This window comes from Bradyrhizobium sp. 170 (genome assembly GCF_023101085.1).
Taxonomy (GTDB): Bacteria; Pseudomonadota; Alphaproteobacteria; order Rhizobiales; family Xanthobacteraceae; genus Bradyrhizobium.
Window position 1 is genome coordinate 3,547,328 of the sequence record NZ_CP064703.1, and the last position, 18,031, is coordinate 3,565,358.

17 protein-coding genes are annotated in these 18,031 nt (G+C 64.5%); 10 read left to right on the forward strand and 7 right to left on the reverse strand.

Features of this window, described 5'->3' with window-relative positions; translation table 11 throughout:
* The first annotated feature begins 212 nt into the window (after positions 1 to 212).
* Positions 213 to 1,805 carry a porin gene (locus tag IVB05_RS16375; protein WP_247785436.1) on the forward strand — a complete coding sequence of 531 codons (1,593 nt, stop codon included), beginning with the start codon at positions 213 to 215 and terminating at the stop codon, positions 1,803 to 1,805.
* Between the two features lie 64 nt (positions 1,806 to 1,869).
* Here the strand turns inward: IVB05_RS16375 and IVB05_RS16380 are convergent, their stop codons facing one another.
* Positions 1,870 to 2,037, reverse strand: coding sequence for a hypothetical protein (locus IVB05_RS16380; RefSeq protein ID WP_247785438.1), 168 nt, complete (start codon positions 2,035 to 2,037; stop codon positions 1,870 to 1,872).
* A 219-nt stretch (positions 2,038 to 2,256) separates the two neighbouring features.
* On the opposite strand from IVB05_RS16380, the gene IVB05_RS16385 reads away from it, so the two are divergent.
* Positions 2,257 to 2,421, forward strand: coding sequence for a Flp family type IVb pilin (locus IVB05_RS16385; RefSeq protein WP_247785440.1), 165 nt, complete (start codon positions 2,257 to 2,259; stop codon positions 2,419 to 2,421).
* Positions 2,422 to 2,498: 77 nt separating this feature from the next.
* Here IVB05_RS16385 and IVB05_RS16390 read toward each other — a convergent pair whose 3' ends face one another.
* Both IVB05_RS16390 and IVB05_RS16395 read right to left on the reverse strand, forming a co-directional pair.
* Positions 2,499 to 2,735: a hypothetical protein gene (locus IVB05_RS16390; protein ID WP_247785441.1), complete on the reverse strand. Its 237-nt coding sequence runs from the start codon at positions 2,733 to 2,735 to the stop codon at positions 2,499 to 2,501.
* A gap of 33 nt (positions 2,736 to 2,768) precedes the next feature.
* Complete coding sequence (locus IVB05_RS16395) at positions 2,769 to 3,752, reverse strand: Ku protein (protein ID WP_247785448.1); 984 nt, start codon at positions 3,750 to 3,752, stop codon at positions 2,769 to 2,771.
* A gap of 252 nt (positions 3,753 to 4,004) precedes the next feature.
* On the opposite strand from IVB05_RS16395, the gene IVB05_RS16400 reads away from it, so the two are divergent.
* The 4 genes from IVB05_RS16400 to IVB05_RS16415 all read left to right on the forward strand — a co-directional run bounded on the left by IVB05_RS16400 (position 4,005) and on the right by IVB05_RS16415 (position 8,138).
* Positions 4,005 to 4,157 (forward strand): hypothetical protein, encoded by a 153-nt coding sequence (locus tag IVB05_RS16400; protein WP_247785450.1) that lies wholly within the window; start codon positions 4,005 to 4,007, stop codon positions 4,155 to 4,157.
* 269 nt (positions 4,158 to 4,426) lie between these two features.
* Positions 4,427 to 5,098 (forward strand): response regulator transcription factor, encoded by a 672-nt coding sequence (locus IVB05_RS16405; RefSeq protein ID WP_247785452.1) that lies wholly within the window; start codon positions 4,427 to 4,429, stop codon positions 5,096 to 5,098.
* A 98-nt stretch (positions 5,099 to 5,196) separates the two neighbouring features.
* On the forward strand, positions 5,197 to 6,570 hold the full coding sequence (locus tag IVB05_RS16410; protein WP_247785453.1) for a sensor histidine kinase: 1,374 nt from the start codon (positions 5,197 to 5,199) through the stop codon (positions 6,568 to 6,570).
* Positions 6,571 to 6,731: 161 nt separating this feature from the next.
* A complete protein-coding gene (locus tag IVB05_RS16415; protein WP_247785455.1) occupies positions 6,732 to 8,138 on the forward strand; it encodes a hypothetical protein in 1,407 nt (468 codons plus the stop codon).
* Positions 8,139 to 8,161: 23 nt separating this feature from the next.
* On the opposite strand, the gene mntR is transcribed toward IVB05_RS16415, so the two are convergent.
* Positions 8,162 to 8,677, reverse strand: a complete 516-nt coding sequence (gene mntR, locus IVB05_RS16420; RefSeq protein WP_256473334.1) for a manganese-binding transcriptional regulator MntR — start codon at positions 8,675 to 8,677, stop codon at positions 8,162 to 8,164.
* A gap of 450 nt (positions 8,678 to 9,127) precedes the next feature.
* Between mntR and IVB05_RS16425 the strand changes: the two genes are divergently transcribed.
* The gene (locus tag IVB05_RS16425; protein ID WP_247785458.1) at positions 9,128 to 12,040 is read left to right on the forward strand and encodes a TonB-dependent receptor; all 2,913 of its coding nucleotides are present in this window, start codon (positions 9,128 to 9,130) and stop codon (positions 12,038 to 12,040) included.
* Positions 12,041 to 12,097: 57 nt separating this feature from the next.
* Here IVB05_RS16425 and IVB05_RS16430 read toward each other — a convergent pair whose 3' ends face one another.
* From IVB05_RS16430 to exbB, 3 genes are read right to left on the reverse strand one after another with little or no spacing between them, the layout of a single operon-like run.
* Complete coding sequence (locus IVB05_RS16430) at positions 12,098 to 12,853, reverse strand: energy transducer TonB (RefSeq protein ID WP_247785460.1); 756 nt, start codon at positions 12,851 to 12,853, stop codon at positions 12,098 to 12,100.
* On the reverse strand, positions 12,850 to 13,275 hold the full coding sequence (gene exbD / locus IVB05_RS16435) for a TonB system transport protein ExbD (protein WP_247785462.1): 426 nt from the start codon (positions 13,273 to 13,275) through the stop codon (positions 12,850 to 12,852). The genes IVB05_RS16430 and exbD overlap by 4 nt, the downstream gene beginning before the upstream one ends.
* A 5-nt stretch (positions 13,276 to 13,280) precedes the next feature.
* Complete coding sequence (gene exbB, locus IVB05_RS16440; RefSeq protein WP_247785465.1) at positions 13,281 to 14,105, reverse strand: tonB-system energizer ExbB; 825 nt, start codon at positions 14,103 to 14,105, stop codon at positions 13,281 to 13,283.
* Positions 14,106 to 14,400: 295 nt separating this feature from the next.
* On the opposite strand from exbB, the gene ccmI reads away from it, so the two are divergent.
* From ccmI to IVB05_RS16455, 3 genes are read left to right on the forward strand one after another with little or no spacing between them, the layout of a single operon-like run.
* Positions 14,401 to 15,504 carry a c-type cytochrome biogenesis protein CcmI gene (gene ccmI, locus IVB05_RS16445; RefSeq protein WP_247785474.1) on the forward strand — a complete coding sequence of 368 codons (1,104 nt, stop codon included), beginning with the start codon at positions 14,401 to 14,403 and terminating at the stop codon, positions 15,502 to 15,504.
* Positions 15,505 to 15,545: 41 nt separating this feature from the next.
* The gene (gene ccmE / locus IVB05_RS16450) at positions 15,546 to 16,037 is read left to right on the forward strand and encodes a cytochrome c maturation protein CcmE (RefSeq protein WP_247785476.1); all 492 of its coding nucleotides are present in this window, start codon (positions 15,546 to 15,548) and stop codon (positions 16,035 to 16,037) included.
* A complete protein-coding gene (locus tag IVB05_RS16455; RefSeq protein ID WP_247785477.1) occupies positions 16,034 to 18,028 on the forward strand; it encodes a heme lyase CcmF/NrfE family subunit in 1,995 nt (664 codons plus the stop codon). Before ccmE ends, IVB05_RS16455 begins: the two co-directional genes overlap by 4 nt.
* The last annotated feature ends 3 nt before the right edge of the window (positions 18,029 to 18,031 follow it).

Below are 18,031 nucleotides of genomic sequence, written 5' to 3' on the forward strand. Positions count from 1 at the left end.
TCGACGGTCAACAAGGGGAGAATATTGTTGCGGTAAGCGTCGCTTGTCTGAGTGAAAATATCCGCGTCAGCCGTGGTCGGCGCTGTCGCGTTGCGAAAACATCACAGCCGCGATCCAAGTGGAGCGGCATCACATCCTTGTCATTCGCGGTAAGGATTTTTGGATTATCTGTTCCACATGCAACTGCATGAATCGCAGGACAGGAGACTTAAATGATTACGGCGCGAACACTCATTCTCAGCTCGGCGGCAGGCTTGATGGCCCTGAGCGGGGCACAGGCGGCCGACCTTCCGGTCAAGGCCAAGGCAGTCGAATATGTGAGGATCTGTTCGCTTTACGGCGCCGGCTTCTTCTACATCCCGGGCACCGACACCTGCATCAAGCTTGGCGGTTACCTGCGCGCGGACGTCACGTTCGGCGGCGGCACCCACGGCGCACCGGCCTGGAACGGCGATCTCGGTCAGCGGAACCGCTATATGGATAACTACGTCGCCCGCTCCCGTATGGCGCTGACGGTCGATACCCGTACCGCCACCGAATACGGCGTGGTCCGCACCTTCGGCCAGGGCGACTTCCAGTTCAACAATATCGGCGGCGGCACCGTCAATCCGTCGGTTCTCACGGCGGCTGGCGTCAATTCGAACCTGCTGAACACCGCAGGCGGCGGCTACGTCGCGGTCGAATACCTTTTCATCCAGTTCGCCGGCTTCACCTTCGGTAAGTCTTCCTCGGCCTATTCGACGCCCTGGAACGGTTTCCCGGGCAACATCAACTCGAGCCTGCTCGGCGGCAACAACACCGACACCGGCGTCAACAACATCCAGTACACCGCCGAGTTCGGCAATGGTGTATCGGCCTCGATCGGTCTCGACGATCCGCAGGTTTGGAACCGCACCGCCGTCTACAATCTGGGCATCCCCTCGGCGATCGGCGTCAACGGAACGGGATCGAACGCCTATGCCGGCGTGCATACGCCCGACATCGTCGGCAGGATCCGGGTCGATCAGGCCTGGGGTCTGTTCCAGCTCTCGGCGGCCGCGCATGAGGTCAATGCTTCGTACAACACGCTGGGCGCGGGCGCCGTACCGAACTCGCTTTCCGAAATCAGCGGTCACCCCGAATCCAAGTGGGGCGGCTCGGTGATGGCGGCGTTGAACATCAAGAACCTGCCAACCGGCGCAGGCGACGACATCAAGATCGACGTATCCTATGCCAAGGGCACAACCAAGAACGTGATCGCCACCAGCGGCGGCTCGCCGAACTTTGCGATGTTCGGCGGCAGCGGCTTCGGCTACCAGAGCGTCGGCTTCGGCGCGACCACCGACGGCGTCTATATGCCCGGCGCAGCCGGTACCGGCGGCATCGTCCTGACGACGGCCTGGGGCGTCCGCGGTGCGTTCAATCACAACTGGAATCCGTACTGGTCGACCAGCCTGTTCGGTAGCTACTCTTCTGTCCGGTATGACGGCGGAGCGGACGACAATCTGTTGGGTGCGGGAACCACCTCTGCCAAGGGCGCCTATTGCGCCGCATTCGCGGCCAGCCACGCCGGCCAGACCGGTGTGGCGGGTGTCGGTACCTACAGCTGCAATCCCGACTTCAACGTCTCTCAGCTCGGCGTCGTTACCCGCTGGACCCCGGTCAAGAACCTGACGTTCTCGGGCGAAGTCCAGTGGTTCCATCTCGACCAGAAGATGTCGGGTAGCTCGGTGTTTACGGCGACCGCTCCGAAGCCGAACGCGCTGTACGAGTTCAAGGATCAGAACACGGTCCTGCTTCAGCTCCGCGCCCAGCGTAACTTCTGAGAACGACTTCCGGACCGGGCCGTTGTGCCCGGTCCCTCGTTCAACGCTGCGGCGGGGCGGGATACTACCTCGCTTCGCCGCGGCGGCTGAGCATCGCGGCCATCAGGCCGAGGATGTGGTCCATGATACGGTGCTTTGCGGCCGCCGATATGTCGGCGATACGCTGCTCCTCGGTCTCCTCGTGCAGGAGTCCGATGTAATTCCTTCCCGCTTCGCGCTTCTGCGCTGTCATGTGCCTCACGCCGCAAGACGCCGATCGGGCGACGATGGACGGGCGATGCGCAATCGATGGTAAATTTTCCGTACCGTATGATTCCGGTGCGGGTGGATTCTTTGTCCGCCTTAATCGATCGTTCATGCTGTTCGTCAAGGCCTCTTCAACCCTTCCCCGCTTAGAGTTTAACGATTATGGCGCGGGAGAAATCCGGAGAGCGTCGACAGGAGTTTGTCTATGCGTCGATTACTGGCACAATTTGTCGACGATGAATGCGGTGCTACCGCCATCGAATATTGCCTCATTGCGGCCGGCATCAGCATCGTGATCGTCACCGTCGTCAGCGGCATCGGCACCGTGCTCAGCGGGAAATTCACCGACGTCAGCACCTCGATCAAGTAGCCGGGGTTCGGCGGCCCGCACCCATGCAGGAGCCGCTGCTCGGGCCACCGCCGACGGGGGCGGCGATTGAAGCCGGGCTAGCCTTTCTTCCCCTCCGCATTGAGCGCCCGCATCATCGCGATCCGCGCGAACATCAGCCAGCCGCCGCCGGTCTCTGCCGCATTGATCAGATTCTCAACCGCGACCTGCCAGCGCACCTCGTGCTGCACCTTTTCCGGCAATGCCATGACATAGTCGGCGGCCTGCTGCAGCGTCGCAAGCCTGCGGCCGCCGTGAAGCGGTATCGGGTCATCGAACGGGGTCGACCACGGCATCGCGCGCTAGATGCTATCGCGCTCCTTGCCCAATCATCCGGCCTTCTTGGTGCGGGCGGCTGATCGCACCGGCTTCACTGCCTTCTTCGGCGCTTCCTTAACCGTTTCCTTGGCCGTCTCCTTGGCGGCGCGTTTGCCGCCGCCGCTGATCGGCAGCAGCATCTCGCGCTGGCCGGCGGCAGCCTTCTTCGGCTTCTTGCCCTTGGACTTCTCCTGGGCCCTGGCAGGGGCGGCTTCTTTTTCGCTGGCGAGGCTGCGCTTGAGCGCGTCCATCAAATTGATAACATTGCCGCCGGTCTTCGGTGCGGCCTTTGCCTTGGTGCTTAGCCCGTTGCGCTTCTGGTTGATCAGGTCAATCAGCGCTTGCTCGTAGCGGTCCTCGAACTGCTCGGGCTCGAACGATCCGGACTTCTGCTCGACGATATGCCTTGCCAGATCAAGCATATCCTTGGTGATCTTCACGTCCTGGATATCGTCGAAATATTCCGTCTCGCTGCGCACCTCGTAGGGGTAGCGCAGCAGCGTTCCCATCAGCCCCTTGTCGAGCGGCTCCAGCGCGATGATGTGCTCGCGGTTGGTCAGCACCACGCGTCCGATCGCGACCTTGTTCATGCTGCGGATGGTCTCGCGGATCACCGCGAATGCGTCGTGGCCGACCTTGCCGTCCGGCACGAGATAATAGGGCCGGATCAGGTAGCGGCCGTCGATATCGGATCTGGGGACGAATTCGTCGATCTCGATGGTGCGAGTCGATTCCAGCGCGATGTCGTCGAGCTCGTCCTTCGACACTTCGATATAGGTGTCGGTGTCGATCTTGTAGCCCTTCATGATGTCGTCGTTGGCGACTTCCTCGCCGGTCTCGGCGTCGACCTTGGCGTATTTGATCCGGTGCCCGGTCTTGCGGTTGATCTGGTTGAAGGAAACCTTCTCGGTGTCCGACGTCGCCGGATACAGGGCGACCGGACAGGTCACGAGCGAGAGGCGTAGAAAACCCTTCCAATTGGCGCGGGGGGCCATGGGCTACTCCGAAAAAACGCAACAGACGACCGGCAAGAATACCATCGGATGATCCCGTCTCAAACATGCTGGGGGAGGGAATCTTGTAACGGCGTTAACTGTCCGGCCTGACGCCGCACTGCGACGTTTTGGACGCTGCGATCGTGTGGCACAGCCCGAAGGGCCGGAACATCACTTCCGATCATGCGTTGCTTTAACCGGCGGTGTCGAAGCATTCGCTGGCATTACAGGCACTTACTCGAAGAGGTCCCCATGGCAACGCAGCGACATGGCCAGATCGTCGAAACCCCGACCGAGGCGCGCCAGGCCGAACCTGGCCCGTCGGTGCTCGCGCTCCTGACGGTTTCGACCGGGCTCGCGATTCTGATCCTGGGCATCATCTGGTTCGTATTCTTCCGCACGTGAGCGACTGACCGGGCGAGGCGATCGGCCTTGCCCCCGCTTGCGGACGGGAAGCGTCCCGCCTTTTCGGAAGTGGTCGACGCAAGCGACCTGATGGGGCCTCTTGGGGCAGTCGATTGGCCATGCTAGGCGTTCGCTTGCGGCGATGTCCGGCCGCGGAATGCCTCATGACGAAAAAGTAACATTGCCCATGCCCCTCGTTCATGGCCCGTTCACGCCGTTTAGCCTCATCTTGAGACCTGATATCGTAGGGCTCATTTTTGGAGGCCAGCTTGCGCCTGCTCGTTGTTGAGGACGATCCGGATCTCAACCGTCAGCTTACGACGGCTTTGACGGATGCCGGTTATGTGGTCGATCGCGCGTTCGACGGTGAGGAGGGGCATTTCCTCGGTGACAGCGAACCTTATGACGCCGTCGTGCTCGACATCGGGCTGCCCAAGATGGACGGCATCTCGGTCCTGGAGGCGTGGCGCCGCGGCGGCCGCGCGATGCCGGTCCTGATCCTCACCGCGCGCGACCGCTGGAGCGACAAGGTGCAGGGGTTTGACGCCGGCGCCGACGACTATGTCGCCAAGCCGTTCCACCTCGAAGAAGTGCTGGCGCGAATTCGCGCTCTGTTGCGCCGCTCCACCGGTCACGCCCAGTCGGAACTGACCTGCGGTCCGGTGTCGCTGGATACGCGCACCGGCCGGGTCAGCGTCTCCGGCAATCCGATCAAGATGACCTCGCACGAATATCGCCTGCTGGCCTACCTGATGCATCACACCGGGCGTGTGGTGTCGCGCACCGAACTGGTCGAGCATCTCTACGATCAGGACTTCGATCGCGACTCCAACACCATCGAAGTGTTCGTCGGCCGCATCCGCAAGAAGCTCGACGTCGACATCATCCAGACCGTGCGCGGGCTCGGCTATCTGCTGACGCCGCCGTCGCCCGGCAACTGATGAGCCTTGCTCTTTTATTCGAGCATGATCTTATCCGAAGGCCAGTCTCCATCCGCAGGATTGGAGCCTGGGGATACGCTTTTCGGGATCTTGCTCTGATGCGCGGAAGTTCGCTCGCCACGCGGTTGTTCCTGTCGGCGACCGCGTGGGTGGTCGTGATCCTGGTCATAACAGGCGTGATCCTGTCGTCGGTCTATCGGAACGCGACCGAGCGCGCCTTCGACCGCCGCCTCAACCTCTACCTCCGCACCCTGATCGCCGAAGTTGCAACCCCGGACGAGCCGCCCGACCACCAGTTCCAGTCGCTCGGTGAGCCGCTGTTCGAATTGCCGCTGTCCGGCTGGTACTGGCAGATCGTCCGTACCGACGAGAAGGCCGAGACGCGGGCGTCGCGTTCGCTGTGGGACAAGAAGCTGCCGAAGCTCGAGGAGATCGGCGCGGAGCTGACCCCCGCCGGCATCCGTCTTGGTTACGTCGACGGCCCCGAGGGCCAGAGTCTGCGGGTCGTCGAGCGGCCCGTCGACCTCGGCGCCGACGGCAAATTCCTGGTCAGCGTGGCCGGCGACGCATCCGAGATTTTCGACGAAATCCGCGCCTTCGACTATTATCTCGGCGGCACCTTCGCAGCGCTCGGTATCGTGCTGCTCCTGACCACGATCTTCCAGGTCCGCTTCGGGCTGGCGCCGCTCAAGCGCATTTCGGAATCGATCGCCGACATCCGCTCCGGCCGCGCCGAACGGCTGGAAGGTGAGTTTCCCGTCGAGATCGCGCCTCTGGCGCGCGAGACCAACGCGCTGATCGACGCCAACCGCGAGATCGTCGAGCGCGCGCGTACCCATGTCGGCAATCTCGCCCACGCCATCAAGACGCCGCTCTCGGTCATCGTCAACGAGGCTTCCGCCCACGCGGTAGATCCCTTTGCCAGCAAGGTCTTGGAGCAGGCCGATGTGATGCGGGATCAAGTGGCGCATCATCTGGAACGGGCGCGTATCGCCGCGCGCGTCACCATCGTCGGCACCGTCACCGAGGTCGCGCCCGCCATCGAGGCGCTGCGGCGGACCATGGAAAAGATCCATTGGGATCGCGGCATCACGATCGCGGCGAAGGCTGATCCCTTGGCCAAGTTCCGCGGCGAGCGTCAGGACCTCGAGGAGATGGCCGGTAATCTGGTCGACAATGCCTGCAAATGGGCGGCCTCGCAGGTCTTCGTCGAGGTCAGGGTAGAGCCGCCGCCAGAGCCCCGTGCCGGGCCGCGGCTCCGGATCATTGTCGATGACGATGGCCGCGGATTGTCCGCCGCCGAGCGCGCGCAGGTGTCCCGGCGCGGCCAGCGGCTGGACGAGTCCAAGCCGGGGTCCGGGCTCGGGCTTTCGATCGTGGTCGATCTCGCCGCCCTCTATGGCGGCAGCCTGGTCCTGGGTGATGCCCCGATCGGCGGGTTGCGGGCGGAACTGGTGCTGCCGGGGGTCTGAACGCCTCGCGCGGCCGATTACCTGGGGTTGATGGGGCGGTATCCGGCAATGCCCGGTGTGGATTTCGCTATTCCTAACGACTTCTTAACGCGCACCCTTCTAAGATTGGCGGCGGGCGCGCTTTGCCGTCCACATGACACACGCATATCCACACCAGGCGAATGAGTCAGACATCGACCGAGCGGCTGAGGGACTATCTCGCCCAGCTCCCGCCCCAATCGCAGGCGCTGCTGATGCGGGAGTTCGAGCGCGCCATTGAGCGCGGCGAGGACATCGCCGTCGCCAATTTCGTGCTCGAGCAGCTCCGCAAGGTCGTGCGCGGAACCGAGGAAGACGACGAGGCGCGTCCGCGGACCGACGATCCGGCGCGCCTGCTGTATGGTCCGCTCGAGCCTTTTCTCGTCGAGAGCAATTTTCCCGTCAGGGCCGGGCAGGTCCGGCGTGCATCGCTGCTGCCGGTCTGGCAATGGCTGGACCGCGACGGGGCGCCCGATGCTGCGCGCGCATTCGAAACCGCGCTCGCCGAGATCAGGCAGAGCGGCAGCAACGCCGGCCTCGAAGGTGCAACCCGCAAGTTCCAGCTCGCCGCAGCCGACGCGATCATCAAGATCGCCACGCCGGTCGCGGGCGACGACAGGCAGCGGGCGCTCGCCCGTATCGGCCCGCCCAATGTCGTCGAGGACTTGTTGTCGATCGGAGGCGTGCTGCGGGCGCGCGAGACGCTGGATACGCTCGGCAGCCGGATGCCTGGCCAGATGCGGGTATTTTCCGAAGCCCAGATTGCGTCGGTAGGTGCGGCGCTCAACGTTCCCTCGTTGCAGACGCCGCAATTGCTGCCGTTCGCGCTGTCGCTGATCATGCAGCGGCTGGCGCAGCCGTGGCAGATCATCCGTCTCGCGATCAAGATGGCGGCGTCCGATGACGAGATCCGCGTGGCCGCCACGCCCTACGGCATCGCCGTCACGATCGCGCTGCACGATCTCTCGTTCCTCACGGCCTGCCTGCGCACGGACATCAGGCGCAGCCATTTCGACAATGTCGGCGAGCAATTGAAAATCCTGCACGATGGCGTGCGCGGGCTACGCACCGAGCTTGATCTGCGCAACGATTCCGCGTGGGGCCGCCAGCTCACCTCGATCCGCGCCGAAATTTCCAATTCGCTGCAGTCGGAGATCGAGAGCGTTCCCGGCCGGGTCCGCCGCATCCTGCGCCAGCGCGCCGACAAGGATATCGCCTCCGCGCCCAAGATCGACGCCTCGGAGGTCGATGAGATCGTCGCCCTGATCGACTTCGTGGCGGTGTGCCGCACCTATGCCAGCGAACTCGCCATCAACGAGGTGACCTTGCGGACCTATTCCGACCTGCAGCATTACGTCGAGCGATCCACCGAGAGCCTGGTGCAGGCGCTGCGTGGCGGCGACACCAAGGCGCGCGCCTACCGCCAGATGCAGGCCCAGGCGGCGATCCGCTTCTGCGAAATCCTGTTCGGCCATGACTATGCGTCGCTGATGAGCAGGGCGGCCGAAAATGCCGTGACCGGCGAGCGCAAGACGACCAGGGCGAGCTAGAGCCCCGTTTCGATCCTATCGCTTCATGCCTTGCGTCGATCCTTGGCCTCGCGAAGGAATTCGGCGAAGGCCTTGAGGGATACATCGGAAACATGATGTTCGATGCCCTCGGCGTCGGCCTCTGCGGCCTCCTGCGGAACACCTAGCGCCAGCAGGACATCCACCACCAGACGGTGACGGGCGCGGACGCGCTTGGCGAGACTCTCGCCCTTTTCGGTGAGGAATACCCCGCGATAGGGGCGGGCCGTCACCAGATCTTCGCGCTTCAACCGCGCAATGGTGTCGATCGCCGTCGGGTGCGACACGCCCAGCCTGCGCGCAATGTCGGTAGGGCGTGCCTCGCCGGTCGTTCCGAGCAGGTCGGAGATGAGTTCGACATAATCTTCCAGAACCGCGGTTGATCGCGCCGTCCGTGCCTTTCCGAAGCGGCGCGCCTGCGTCTGTTCGGTCGGCAGCGGCTGCATCGGTTTGGCCCGATCTGTCGAGGGCTTGCGCAACTCTGCACCTTTCAGGCGAATCCATCGAGACGGGCGGACCATGGCGCGCTGCCGAGCACATTGCAAGTTTAGCGCCCTGTCACTGATCTGCAACAGACCAACGCCGGCCGGGCGAGGCCCAGCCGCTGCGCCTTGACAGCTAACGGTGGAGCATTAATGTGTAGCCTTACCTACGTTTTGGTGTCGCGGCTTATCATGGCGGTATTCCTGTGGCGCGATCGATTGGGGAGGAATATGCGCGCGACCAGGATGGCCCTTATGGGCACGTCGGCACTGGCCATGATTTGCCTGAGCCACGTTGCGGCGTTTCCGCAAGCACCAGCACCAACGCCGACGCCAACGGCGCCTCAGGCGGCTCCTCCTGCCGAACCGCCGGCTCCCGCACCGGCCCCGGCAGCAGGGCAAGCCCCGCCAGGCTCAGCTCCGTCGCAAACGGCGCCGGCCACCGCGGCCGGACCGACAAGCACGTCGAACGCGCCGGCGGAAATCGATATGCCGCAAGTGACCGTGGAGGGACGCCAGCCCAAGCCAGCGCGGCGGGCCGCGGGCAACCAGCCCGGTCGGCCTTCAACGACCGTCGCGGCGCCGCTGCCAAATCCTGCGCCGGTGACCGCGCCGGCATCGCCTTTCAATCCACCATTCGCTCCGCTATCGACGATCGGAAGCGGACAAGTTCAGTCCGGCAGCAGCAACGGCGGATTCGGCAGCCTGTTCACCAATATGCCGGGTGCTACTTCCGCAGGCTTGGCCACGGAATCCTCGCGCCCCGTCCTGCGCGGTTTGACCGACGCGAAGGTCCGCATCCAGGAGAACGGCGTCGGCGCGGTCGATGTGTCTGACATCGCGCAGGACCACGCGGTGCCGATCGACCCTCTCGCCATTCAGAAGGTCGACATCGTTCGTGGACCGGGCGCGCTCCGCTTCGGCTCGCAAGCCGTCGGCGGCGTCGTCGACGTCAACAACAACCGGATTCCGACCGCCGCGCCGCTCGGGGGAGTGGCCGCGGAACTGAGGTCGGGCGTGACCAGCGTCAACAGGGGATGGGAGAGCGGGCTCTTGCTGGATGCAGGCGGCCGCAACGCCGCCGTTCACGCCGACATCTACGGGCGATCCTCCGGCGATTACGGCGTCCCGAGCTACCCCTATCTCGTTCCGCCAGTCCCTGCGCCAGCCTTCAACGGCAAGCAGCCGAATTCGGCCTCGCAGAGTGCGGGCGCGGCGGTCGGCGGCTCCTGGCTTTTCGACGGCGGTTATGCCGGCATCGCCGTCTCGCGCTTCACCAGCGACTATTACGTCCCCGGTATTGCGACCGCGGCTGCCCGTCAGCACAACGACCTCGAGCAAACCAAGATCAGCTCCAAAGGCGAGTATCGTCCGGACGCGAGCGCACTGGCGGCCGTCAGGTACTGGACCGGATATTCGGAGTACCGCCACGACGAGACGGTGCTCGGCACGGCCGGATTCCAGGAGATTACGGCCACCTTCAAGAACAAGCAGACCGAGGGCAAGCTCGAGTTCGAGTTGGCGCCGTTCGCCACGCCGTTGGGTCCGCTGACCAGCATTGTCGGCGCGCAGGGCGCCTACCAGCAACTGGATACCGCGGGCCAGGCGATCTTGCTTCCGGCCCAAACAAGGACGGCGGCGGCGTACTTCCTCAATGAAGTCAGGCATACGGATACGCTGCGCACGCAGTTGGCTGGACGCATCGAGGGGGTCAATGTTGCGGGAACGGCGTTCACTTTCCCGCCGAATTTTCTCCCGCCGCCGAATGAACCGGGCAGCGTCGCGGCCAAGCTCGACTTCATGCCGAAGAGCATCAGCTTCGGCATCATCAAGGATCTTCCATCCTCGCTGGTCGCGAGCCTGACGCTGCAGCGTGTCGAGCGTGCGCCGCGCGCCCTCGAACTGTTCGCGCAAGGGCCCGATGGTTCGGAGAAGACGTTCAAGATCGGCAACGCGAACCTCGGAATTGAAACGGCGCAGACGGCGGAAATCGGCCTGAAGCGCACGGATGGTGATTTCAGGTTCGCCGCGAACGCCTACTACACCGCGTACGACAAGTTCATTTTCTCGCGCGCCACTGGTATCTTTTGCCAGGAAACGTTTGCTACATGCGGGGCCGGCACCGACTACATCCAGGTGAATTACGATCAGCGCGACGCAACCTTCCGCGGCGGCGAACTGGCCTGGCAATGGGACGCCACGCGGCTCGCCGACGGCACGCTCGGCATCGATGGCCAGTATGATGTCGTGCGGGCGACGTTCACCGACGGCAGCAACGTGCCGCGCATTCCTCCGATGCGTCTCGGCGGCGGCGTCTACTGGCGCAACGACAAGTGGTTCGTGCGAGCAGGCTGGCTGCATGCATTTGCGCAGAATGACATTCCGCAGTTCGACACCACGACGCCCGGATACGATCTGGTCAAGGTGCAGGTCGAACACCGGAAGTTCTGGAAGGATTCGCCGTGGGGGGCAGTCGAGGTCGCGACCGGTCTGGTTGGCGACAATCTGCTCAACGCCAACATTCGCAACTCCGTTCAATTCCACAAGGACGAGATTCTGCAGCCCGGACGCGGCTTCAAGCTATTTCTCAACGTCAAATACGGCGTCGACCGGCCGAGTGGACCGCCCGGCACCTGGATCGGTGCGAAGCGGCCGGCTGCCAACGGCTTCTTCAAGAGCCCCGCGGCCGAGGCGGCCTGGAATTGGGCGGGCATCTATGCCGGCGGTAATGTCGGATATCTGAGGGGCGAGGGGGTTACCAACGCCGCGTTCAACGACGCGGCAACCGCTGCATCGCTTTCCGGAGCCCGCCTGTCGGCTACCGACAACACCGCGAGCTTTGGCGTTCAGTCCGGCTATAACTGGACGTCGGGCAGAATTCTGGCGGGCATCGAGGGAGATTTTGATTACCGCGATCAGCGCGGACGCAGCGCCACCATCTGTCCCGGCAATATCTGCAACCCGGCGCTCGCTCCGCTTGACGCTAGCGTAACGGCAAGCCTGGATTATCGTCTGGGCTGGGTTGCCTCGGTTCGCGGTCGCGTCGGAACGCTCGTGACGCCGGACCTGCTTGCCTACGCCACCGCGGGCGTACCGTTCGGCAAGATCACGACGTCAACTTCCGTCGCGGGTTTCGATAATGCGGGTGTCGCGACGACGGCGTCCCTGGATCGGCACCTGTATCGCTTCGGCTGGGCCGTGGGCGCCGGTTTGGAGACGCGGCTGACGGGCAACTGGACCGGAAAGCTCGAATATCTTCACATGGATTTCGGTTCGGTGCGTTCGACGCCGTCTACGGCTGCCGATACAGCGGTTGCATTCGATGCCAACACGCGGGTGACCAGCGACGGGGTCAGGATCGGAGTGAACTACAAGTTCGGCGGCAGCATCATCGTCGACTAACCGTCGAAGCGATACGCCGCGACCAGACCACCAGTGGGGTAGCGTCTGTCGTCTGCTCTATTTGACGGTGAAGCGGATCGGCTGCCGCACGACCACGAATTCGCCGGGAAATGTTGCGGGCGGCGCGGGGAAGGGCTGCGCGCGCTTGAGGAGCGCAATGGATTCCTCGTCAAGGGCGTTGGAGCCCGAACTTTGAGTCACGCGGGCGTTGATCACCATCCCCTTGCGATCAAGCGTAAACGACACCTGCGCCGTCCCTTGCTCGCGCCGCGACCGCGCGGCCTCCGGATATCGCTTGTTCTTTTCAACCAGGGCGAGGACCTGGGTTCGCCATGTCACCACGGCCTCCAAATTTTTGTCATTCGGCACACCCTGGGTAGGTGCCACGGCTGCCGGCGCGATCCGATCGGCGATTGCAGACGGGGCTGAGGTCGTGGCGGCCGCGGCCTGCTGCTGCGGCGTCACGTCCGGATGCGGCTTGGCCTGCAGCGTCACCGCTGCGTCGGGATCGGGAGCGGGCGGCAGCTCGGGCGTTTCATCGGGCGGCGTCTCGTCCGGCTTTGCCACCGGCTGCGCTTCCGACATCACCTGTTCCGGACCGGGTGCGATGTCGGTCGGCGTGGTCGAGGGGGCTGCCGGCAGCGGCGCCAGATCGACTACGACTGCGCCTGATGGTTCGGCCGCCGCGATGTCGTCGGCATGGCGCCAGGTGGCGAGCGTCGCGGTCAATCCGGCATAGACGCTCAGCACGGCGAGGCTGCTGAACATCCATCGCCGCAGGTCGGAACGATCTTCGGCCGCAAGCTCGATCATAGCGGTGAGGCTTGCTCCATTCCGACCAGGGCGACCTTCAGGTAGCCGGCGGTGCGCAGCATGTTCATGACCTGCATCACCTCGCCATACGGGACGAGCTTGTCGGCGCGCAGGAAAATACGGGTATCCTTCTGGCCGCTGGTGCTCGCATCGAGCACGCCGGGCAGCGCGCCGCGGCCCACGGTTTCGTTGCCGACGGAGAGCGACAGGTCCGGCTTCACGGTCAGGTAGACCGGCTTGTCCGGCCGCGGCTGCGGCTGTGCGTTCGAGGCCGGAAGATCGACGGCGATATCAACGGTCGCAAGCGGGGCTGCGACCATGAAGATGATGAGCAGAACGAGAATGACGTCGATGAACGGCGTCACATTGATCTCATGGACCTCGGCGAGATCGCCATTACCCTGGTTCAGACTGGCGGCCATGGCTGCTACTCCGCTGCTGCCAGATGGCGCCGCACGAGCATGGTGCCGCAGTCGAGGTCGCGCCCGACCAGCCGCGTGATTTCCGCGGAGCTGTCTCCGAGCAGCGCCCGGTAGGAGGCGATCTGGCGCGCGAACAGATTGTAGATCACGACCGCGGGGATCGCAGCCACCAGTCCCAGCGCCGTCGCCAGCAACGCCTCGGCTATGCCGGGCGCAACCACGGCGAGGTTGGTGGTTTGCGACTTCGAGATGCCGATAAAGCTGTTCATGATCCCCCAGACCGTACCGAACAGTCCGACAAAGGGGCCGGTCGATCCGATGGTCGCAAGCACGCCGGTGCCGAGGGCGACGCGCCTGCTTGCCGCCGCCTCGATCTGCTGCAGCCGGGAGGTGATCCTCACCTTGATCCCCTCCTTGTCCATTCGGTCGGTACTCAACCTGAGTTCGGTCATGGCGCCCTCGAGCAATTGGGCAACCGCGCCTTCAGGAACCTGCCGCACGGCTTCATCCACGCCTCGGGCATTGGCGAGTTCGCGCAAGGCGATGCGGGCGTTGCGCCGTACCCTCATCAGCTCGATGCTCTTCGAGAGCCATACCGTCCAGGTCACTGCGGTCGCAAATATCAGACCGACCATCACCGCTTTGACGACGATGTCGGCCTGCATGAACATGCCCCAGGGGCTAAGATCCCGGGGCAGCAGCGCGGCCGCGGCCGCCGTCCGTTCCGTGGCGTCATTGGCAGAGGCGGGAAAGAACAGCAGCAACGGCGGAAGTGAAAGAAGCGGAGCGGCGCGGCGAAACTCGCGTCGAAGTGCATTCCAAGGTTGCATCGGGTTGCCTCTGAGGGGGGAATTAACGCCTTAGCCTCATTTTGTAGCATCACCTACGTATTGGTGCAAATGCTAACGGGGTGGGGTCTTTTGCCGGTTCCGACGCAACGCAAGCGATCCGCCATTCCCGGGGGGGGGCGGCCCGCCGTGAGCAGGCCGGACCGGCGGCCTTTCGATTCGCCCGGTTTTTCTGCCGCAATTGTCAATTGCCGGGCTTGCCGCCAGTGGTGTAAAGCGGCGCATCGGCGGCGCTTATTCTCATTCTAAAAGCGCCGTTCCGCCCGGGAACCGCTTGATGACGTTGTGGTTTGTGTTCGCGCTGATGACGGTCGCGGCGATCTTTGCCGTGCTCTGGCCGCTAAGCCGCGGCGCTTCCGCGCAGGCCGGCGGCAGTGAGGCTGTGGTCTACAGGGATCAGCTTGCCGAGATCGATCGCGACGTCGCTGCGGGTCTGATCGGCGTGTCCGAGGCCGAAGCCGCGCGTGTCGAAATCGGCCGCCGCCTGCTCGCCGCCGCGGACGGCCAGCGCGACCTGCCGGCGCGGTCGAACCTCAGTTTGCGCCGCGCTTCCGCGATCGTGGCGCTGGTAGGGTTGCCGATCGCGGCGGTGACGTTCTACCTCGCGTTCGGATCGCCGTGGCTCGGCGATTTTCCGCTGGCCTCGCGCACGCGCACGGCGGATGCCAACCAGCCGCTCGACAACATGGTGGCGCAGGTCGAGGCGCATCTCGAAAAAAATCCGGCAGACGGCCGCGGCTGGACCGTGCTGGCGCCGGTGCTGGCGCGTCTCGGCCGTTACGAGGATGCGGTCCGGGCCTACCGCAACGCCATCACCTATGCCGGTGACGGCGCGGAGCGCCGCTCTGATCTCGGCGAAGCCCTTGCGGGCGCGGCGGGCGGCGTCGTTACGGCGGAGGCCAAGGCGGAATTCGAACGCGCGGTGGCGCAAAGCGCCGAAGAGCCCAAGGCCAATTATTTCCTCGGGCTCGCCGCCGAACAGGATGGCCGCCAGGCCGATGCCGCCGCGATCTGGCGCGGCATGCTCGCCAAGGCGTCGGCCGACGCGCCATGGCGTTCGCTGATCGAGGCGGCGCTGGCGAGGGTCGGCGATCCCACGGCGCCGGCGCTTTCCAGCGATGCGATGGCCGCGGCCAAGGACATGAACGAGGCCGACCGCGGCGCCATGATCCGCGGCATGGTCGATCGGCTCGCGACCCGGCTGAAGCAGAACGGCGACGATGTCGAGGGATGGTTGCGGCTGTTGCGGGCCTATATGGTGATGGGAGAACGCGACAAGGCGGCGAGCGCGCTGACGGAGGCGCGGCAGGCGGTCGCCAACGATACCGAGCGCTTGCGCCAGCTCAATGAGGGCGTGAAGAATCTCGGGCTTGGTGGGTAAGGCATGATGCCGGAACCCCAAGGCGAGGACAGAGGGAAGCTATGACGCGCAAGCAACGGCGTTTGACCATGATCGGCGGTTCGCTCGCGGTGCTCGCCATTGCCGCGGCGCTGGTCTTGAACGCGATGCGTGATTCCATCGTGTTCTTTTCCACGCCGACGATGGCAGCCGAGAAGCAGATCCCGGCCGGCAAGCGGTTCCGCCTCGGCGGCCTGGTGCAGCCGGGATCGCTGGTGCGCGGCGACAATCTTGCCGTCAATTTCAGCGTCGCCGATGGCAGCGCCACGGTGCCGGTCGCCTACAAGGGAATTTTGCCGGACCTGTTCCGTGAAGGGCAGGGCGTCGTCACCGAAGGCGCGCTGGACGCCTCCGGTGTCTTCAGGGCCGATACCGTGCTCGCCAAGCATGACGAGACCTATATGCCCAAGGATGTCGCCGACGCCCTGAAGAAGCAGGGGCACTGGAAGGACGATTACGGCGCCAAGCCCGGCGCTGCGGCCGCGGCCGTGCCGGTCCAGGGGGCTTCGAAATGATCGCGGAAGCCGGGCATTACGCGCTGGTGCTGGCGCTCGGACTGGCGCTGATCCAGTCCACCGTGCCGTTGCTCGGCGCGCGCTGGGGCGATCATGCCCTGATGAATGTCGCGCGCTCCACCGCGCTCGCGCAATTGCTGTTCGTGGCGGCCTCGTTCACGGCGCTGGTGATGCTGCACGTCGTCTCGGATTTTTCCGTCGTCAACGTGTTCGAGAATTCGCACTCGATGAAGCCGCTGCTCTACAAGATCACCGGCGTGTGGGGCAATCACGAAGGATCGATGCTGCTGTGGGTGTCGATCTTGGCGCTGTTCGGCGGCCTGGTCGCCGCCTTCGGCAACAATTTGCCGCTGTCGCTGCGCGCCCATGTGCTGGCGGTACAGGGCTGGATCGCCGCCGCGTTCTATCTGTTCATACTGGTCACATCGAATCCGTTCCTGCGCATCGCGAGTCCCCCGATCGAGGGCCGCGATCTCAACCCGGTGCTGCAGGACATCGGGCTCGCCGTGCATCCGCCGATGCTCTATCTCGGCTATGTCGGGTTCTCGATCTCGTTTTCCTTCGCGGTCGCCGCGCTGATCGAAGGCCGCATCGATGCCGCCTGGGCGCGCTGGGTGCGGCCGTGGACGCTGGTGGCGTGGATCTTCCTCACACTCGGCATCGCGATGGGGTCGTACTGGGCCTATTACGAACTCGGCTGGGGCGGCTGGTGGTTCTGGGATCCGGTCGAGAATGCTTCCCTGATGCCCTGGCTCGCCGGCACCGCGCTGCTGCATTCCGCCGTCGTGATGGAAAAGCGCAACGCGCTGAAGGTCTGGACCATCCTGCTGTCGATCCTGACCTTCTCGCTGTCGCTGCTCGGCACCTTCCTGGTGCGCTCGGGCGTCTTGACCTCGGTGCATGCGTTCGCGACCGATCCGGCGCGTGGCGTGTTCATCTTGCTGATCCTCTGCATCTTTATCGGCGGCAGCCTGTTGCTGTACGCCTGGCGGGCGTCGGCGCTGAAGCAGGGCGGACTGTTCGCGCCGATCTCGCGCGAGGGCGCGCTGGTACTCAATAACCTGTTTCTCACTACGGCCTGCGCCACCGTCTTCATCGGAACGCTGTATCCGCTGGCGCTGGAGGTTGTGACCGGCGACAAGATTTCGGTCGGCGCGCCGTTCTTCAATCTCACCTTCGGTCCCTTGTTCGTGCCGCTGATGGCCGCGATGCCGTTCGCGCCGCTATTGGCATGGAAGCGCGGCGATCTGGCCGGCGCGGCGCAGCGGCTGATGGCAGCCGGCATTGCGGCGCTGATCGCCATCGCGGTGTTGTGGGCGTGGACCTGGGGCGGTGCCACGTTCGCACCGCTCGCGATCGGGCTTGCAGTCTTTGTCATCGCGGGCGCGCTGAGCGACCTTGCCGAGCGCACGGCGCTGTTCCGTGCGCCCCTGGCGACCGCCATGGCCCGCGCGCGCGGACTGCCGCGGGCAACCTGGGGTACCGCGTTCGCCCATGCCGGCGTCGGCATCGCCCTGATCGGGATCGTCTGCGAGACCACCTGGAACAGCGAATATATCGGCTCGATGAAGCCGAACGATGTCGCAAGCGTCGCCGGCTATCAGTTGAAGCTCGACGGCGTCACGCAGCGGCAGGGGCCGAATTTTCGCGAAATGATCGCCCAGTTCACGGTCACGCTCGACGGCGAGGAGTTGCGCGTGATGGCGCCCTCGAAGCGCAACTTCACCACGCGGGGATCGTCGACCACCGAGGCCGCGTTGCTGACCCGCGGCGCCAGCCAGCTTTACGTTTCGCTCGGCGAAACCAATGCCGAGGGCGCCATCGCGGTACGCATCTATCACAAGCCGCTGGTGCTCTTGATCTGGTGGGGACCGGTGCTGATGGCGTTCGGCGGCCTGCTGTCGCTCTCGGACCGGCGGCTGCGCGTCGGCGCGCCGAAGCCTGCCAAGAAGCCTACCAAGGCTGCCCGTGCGCTGCAGCCGGCGGAGTGAGCC

Coding starts and splice junctions, on each gene's coding strand:
- IVB05_RS16375 (WP_247785436.1), top strand. CDS start 213: ATGATTACGGCGCGAACACTCATTCTCAGCTCGGCGGCAGGCTTGATG.
- IVB05_RS16380 (WP_247785438.1), bottom strand. CDS start 2,037: ATGACAGCGCAGAAGCGCGAAGCGGGAAGGAATTACATCGGACTCCTG.
- IVB05_RS16385 (WP_247785440.1), top strand. CDS start 2,257: ATGCGTCGATTACTGGCACAATTTGTCGACGATGAATGCGGTGCTACC.
- IVB05_RS16390 (WP_247785441.1), bottom strand. CDS start 2,735: ATGCCGTGGTCGACCCCGTTCGATGACCCGATACCGCTTCACGGCGGC.
- IVB05_RS16395 (WP_247785448.1), bottom strand. CDS start 3,752: ATGGCCCCCCGCGCCAATTGGAAGGGTTTTCTACGCCTCTCGCTCGTG.
- IVB05_RS16400 (WP_247785450.1), top strand. CDS start 4,005: ATGGCAACGCAGCGACATGGCCAGATCGTCGAAACCCCGACCGAGGCG.
- IVB05_RS16410 (WP_247785453.1), top strand. CDS start 5,197: ATGCGCGGAAGTTCGCTCGCCACGCGGTTGTTCCTGTCGGCGACCGCG.
- IVB05_RS16415 (WP_247785455.1), top strand. CDS start 6,732: ATGAGTCAGACATCGACCGAGCGGCTGAGGGACTATCTCGCCCAGCTC.
- mntR (WP_256473334.1), bottom strand. CDS start 8,677: ATGGTCCGCCCGTCTCGATGGATTCGCCTGAAAGGTGCAGAGTTGCGC.
- IVB05_RS16425 (WP_247785458.1), top strand. CDS start 9,128: ATGCCGCAAGTGACCGTGGAGGGACGCCAGCCCAAGCCAGCGCGGCGG.
- IVB05_RS16430 (WP_247785460.1), bottom strand. CDS start 12,853: ATGATCGAGCTTGCGGCCGAAGATCGTTCCGACCTGCGGCGATGGATG.
- exbD (WP_247785462.1), bottom strand. CDS start 13,275: ATGGCCGCCAGTCTGAACCAGGGTAATGGCGATCTCGCCGAGGTCCAT.
- exbB (WP_247785465.1), bottom strand. CDS start 14,105: ATGCAACCTTGGAATGCACTTCGACGCGAGTTTCGCCGCGCCGCTCCG.
- ccmI (WP_247785474.1), top strand. CDS start 14,401: ATGACGTTGTGGTTTGTGTTCGCGCTGATGACGGTCGCGGCGATCTTT.
- ccmE (WP_247785476.1), top strand. CDS start 15,546: ATGACGCGCAAGCAACGGCGTTTGACCATGATCGGCGGTTCGCTCGCG.
- IVB05_RS16455 (WP_247785477.1), top strand. CDS start 16,034: ATGATCGCGGAAGCCGGGCATTACGCGCTGGTGCTGGCGCTCGGACTG.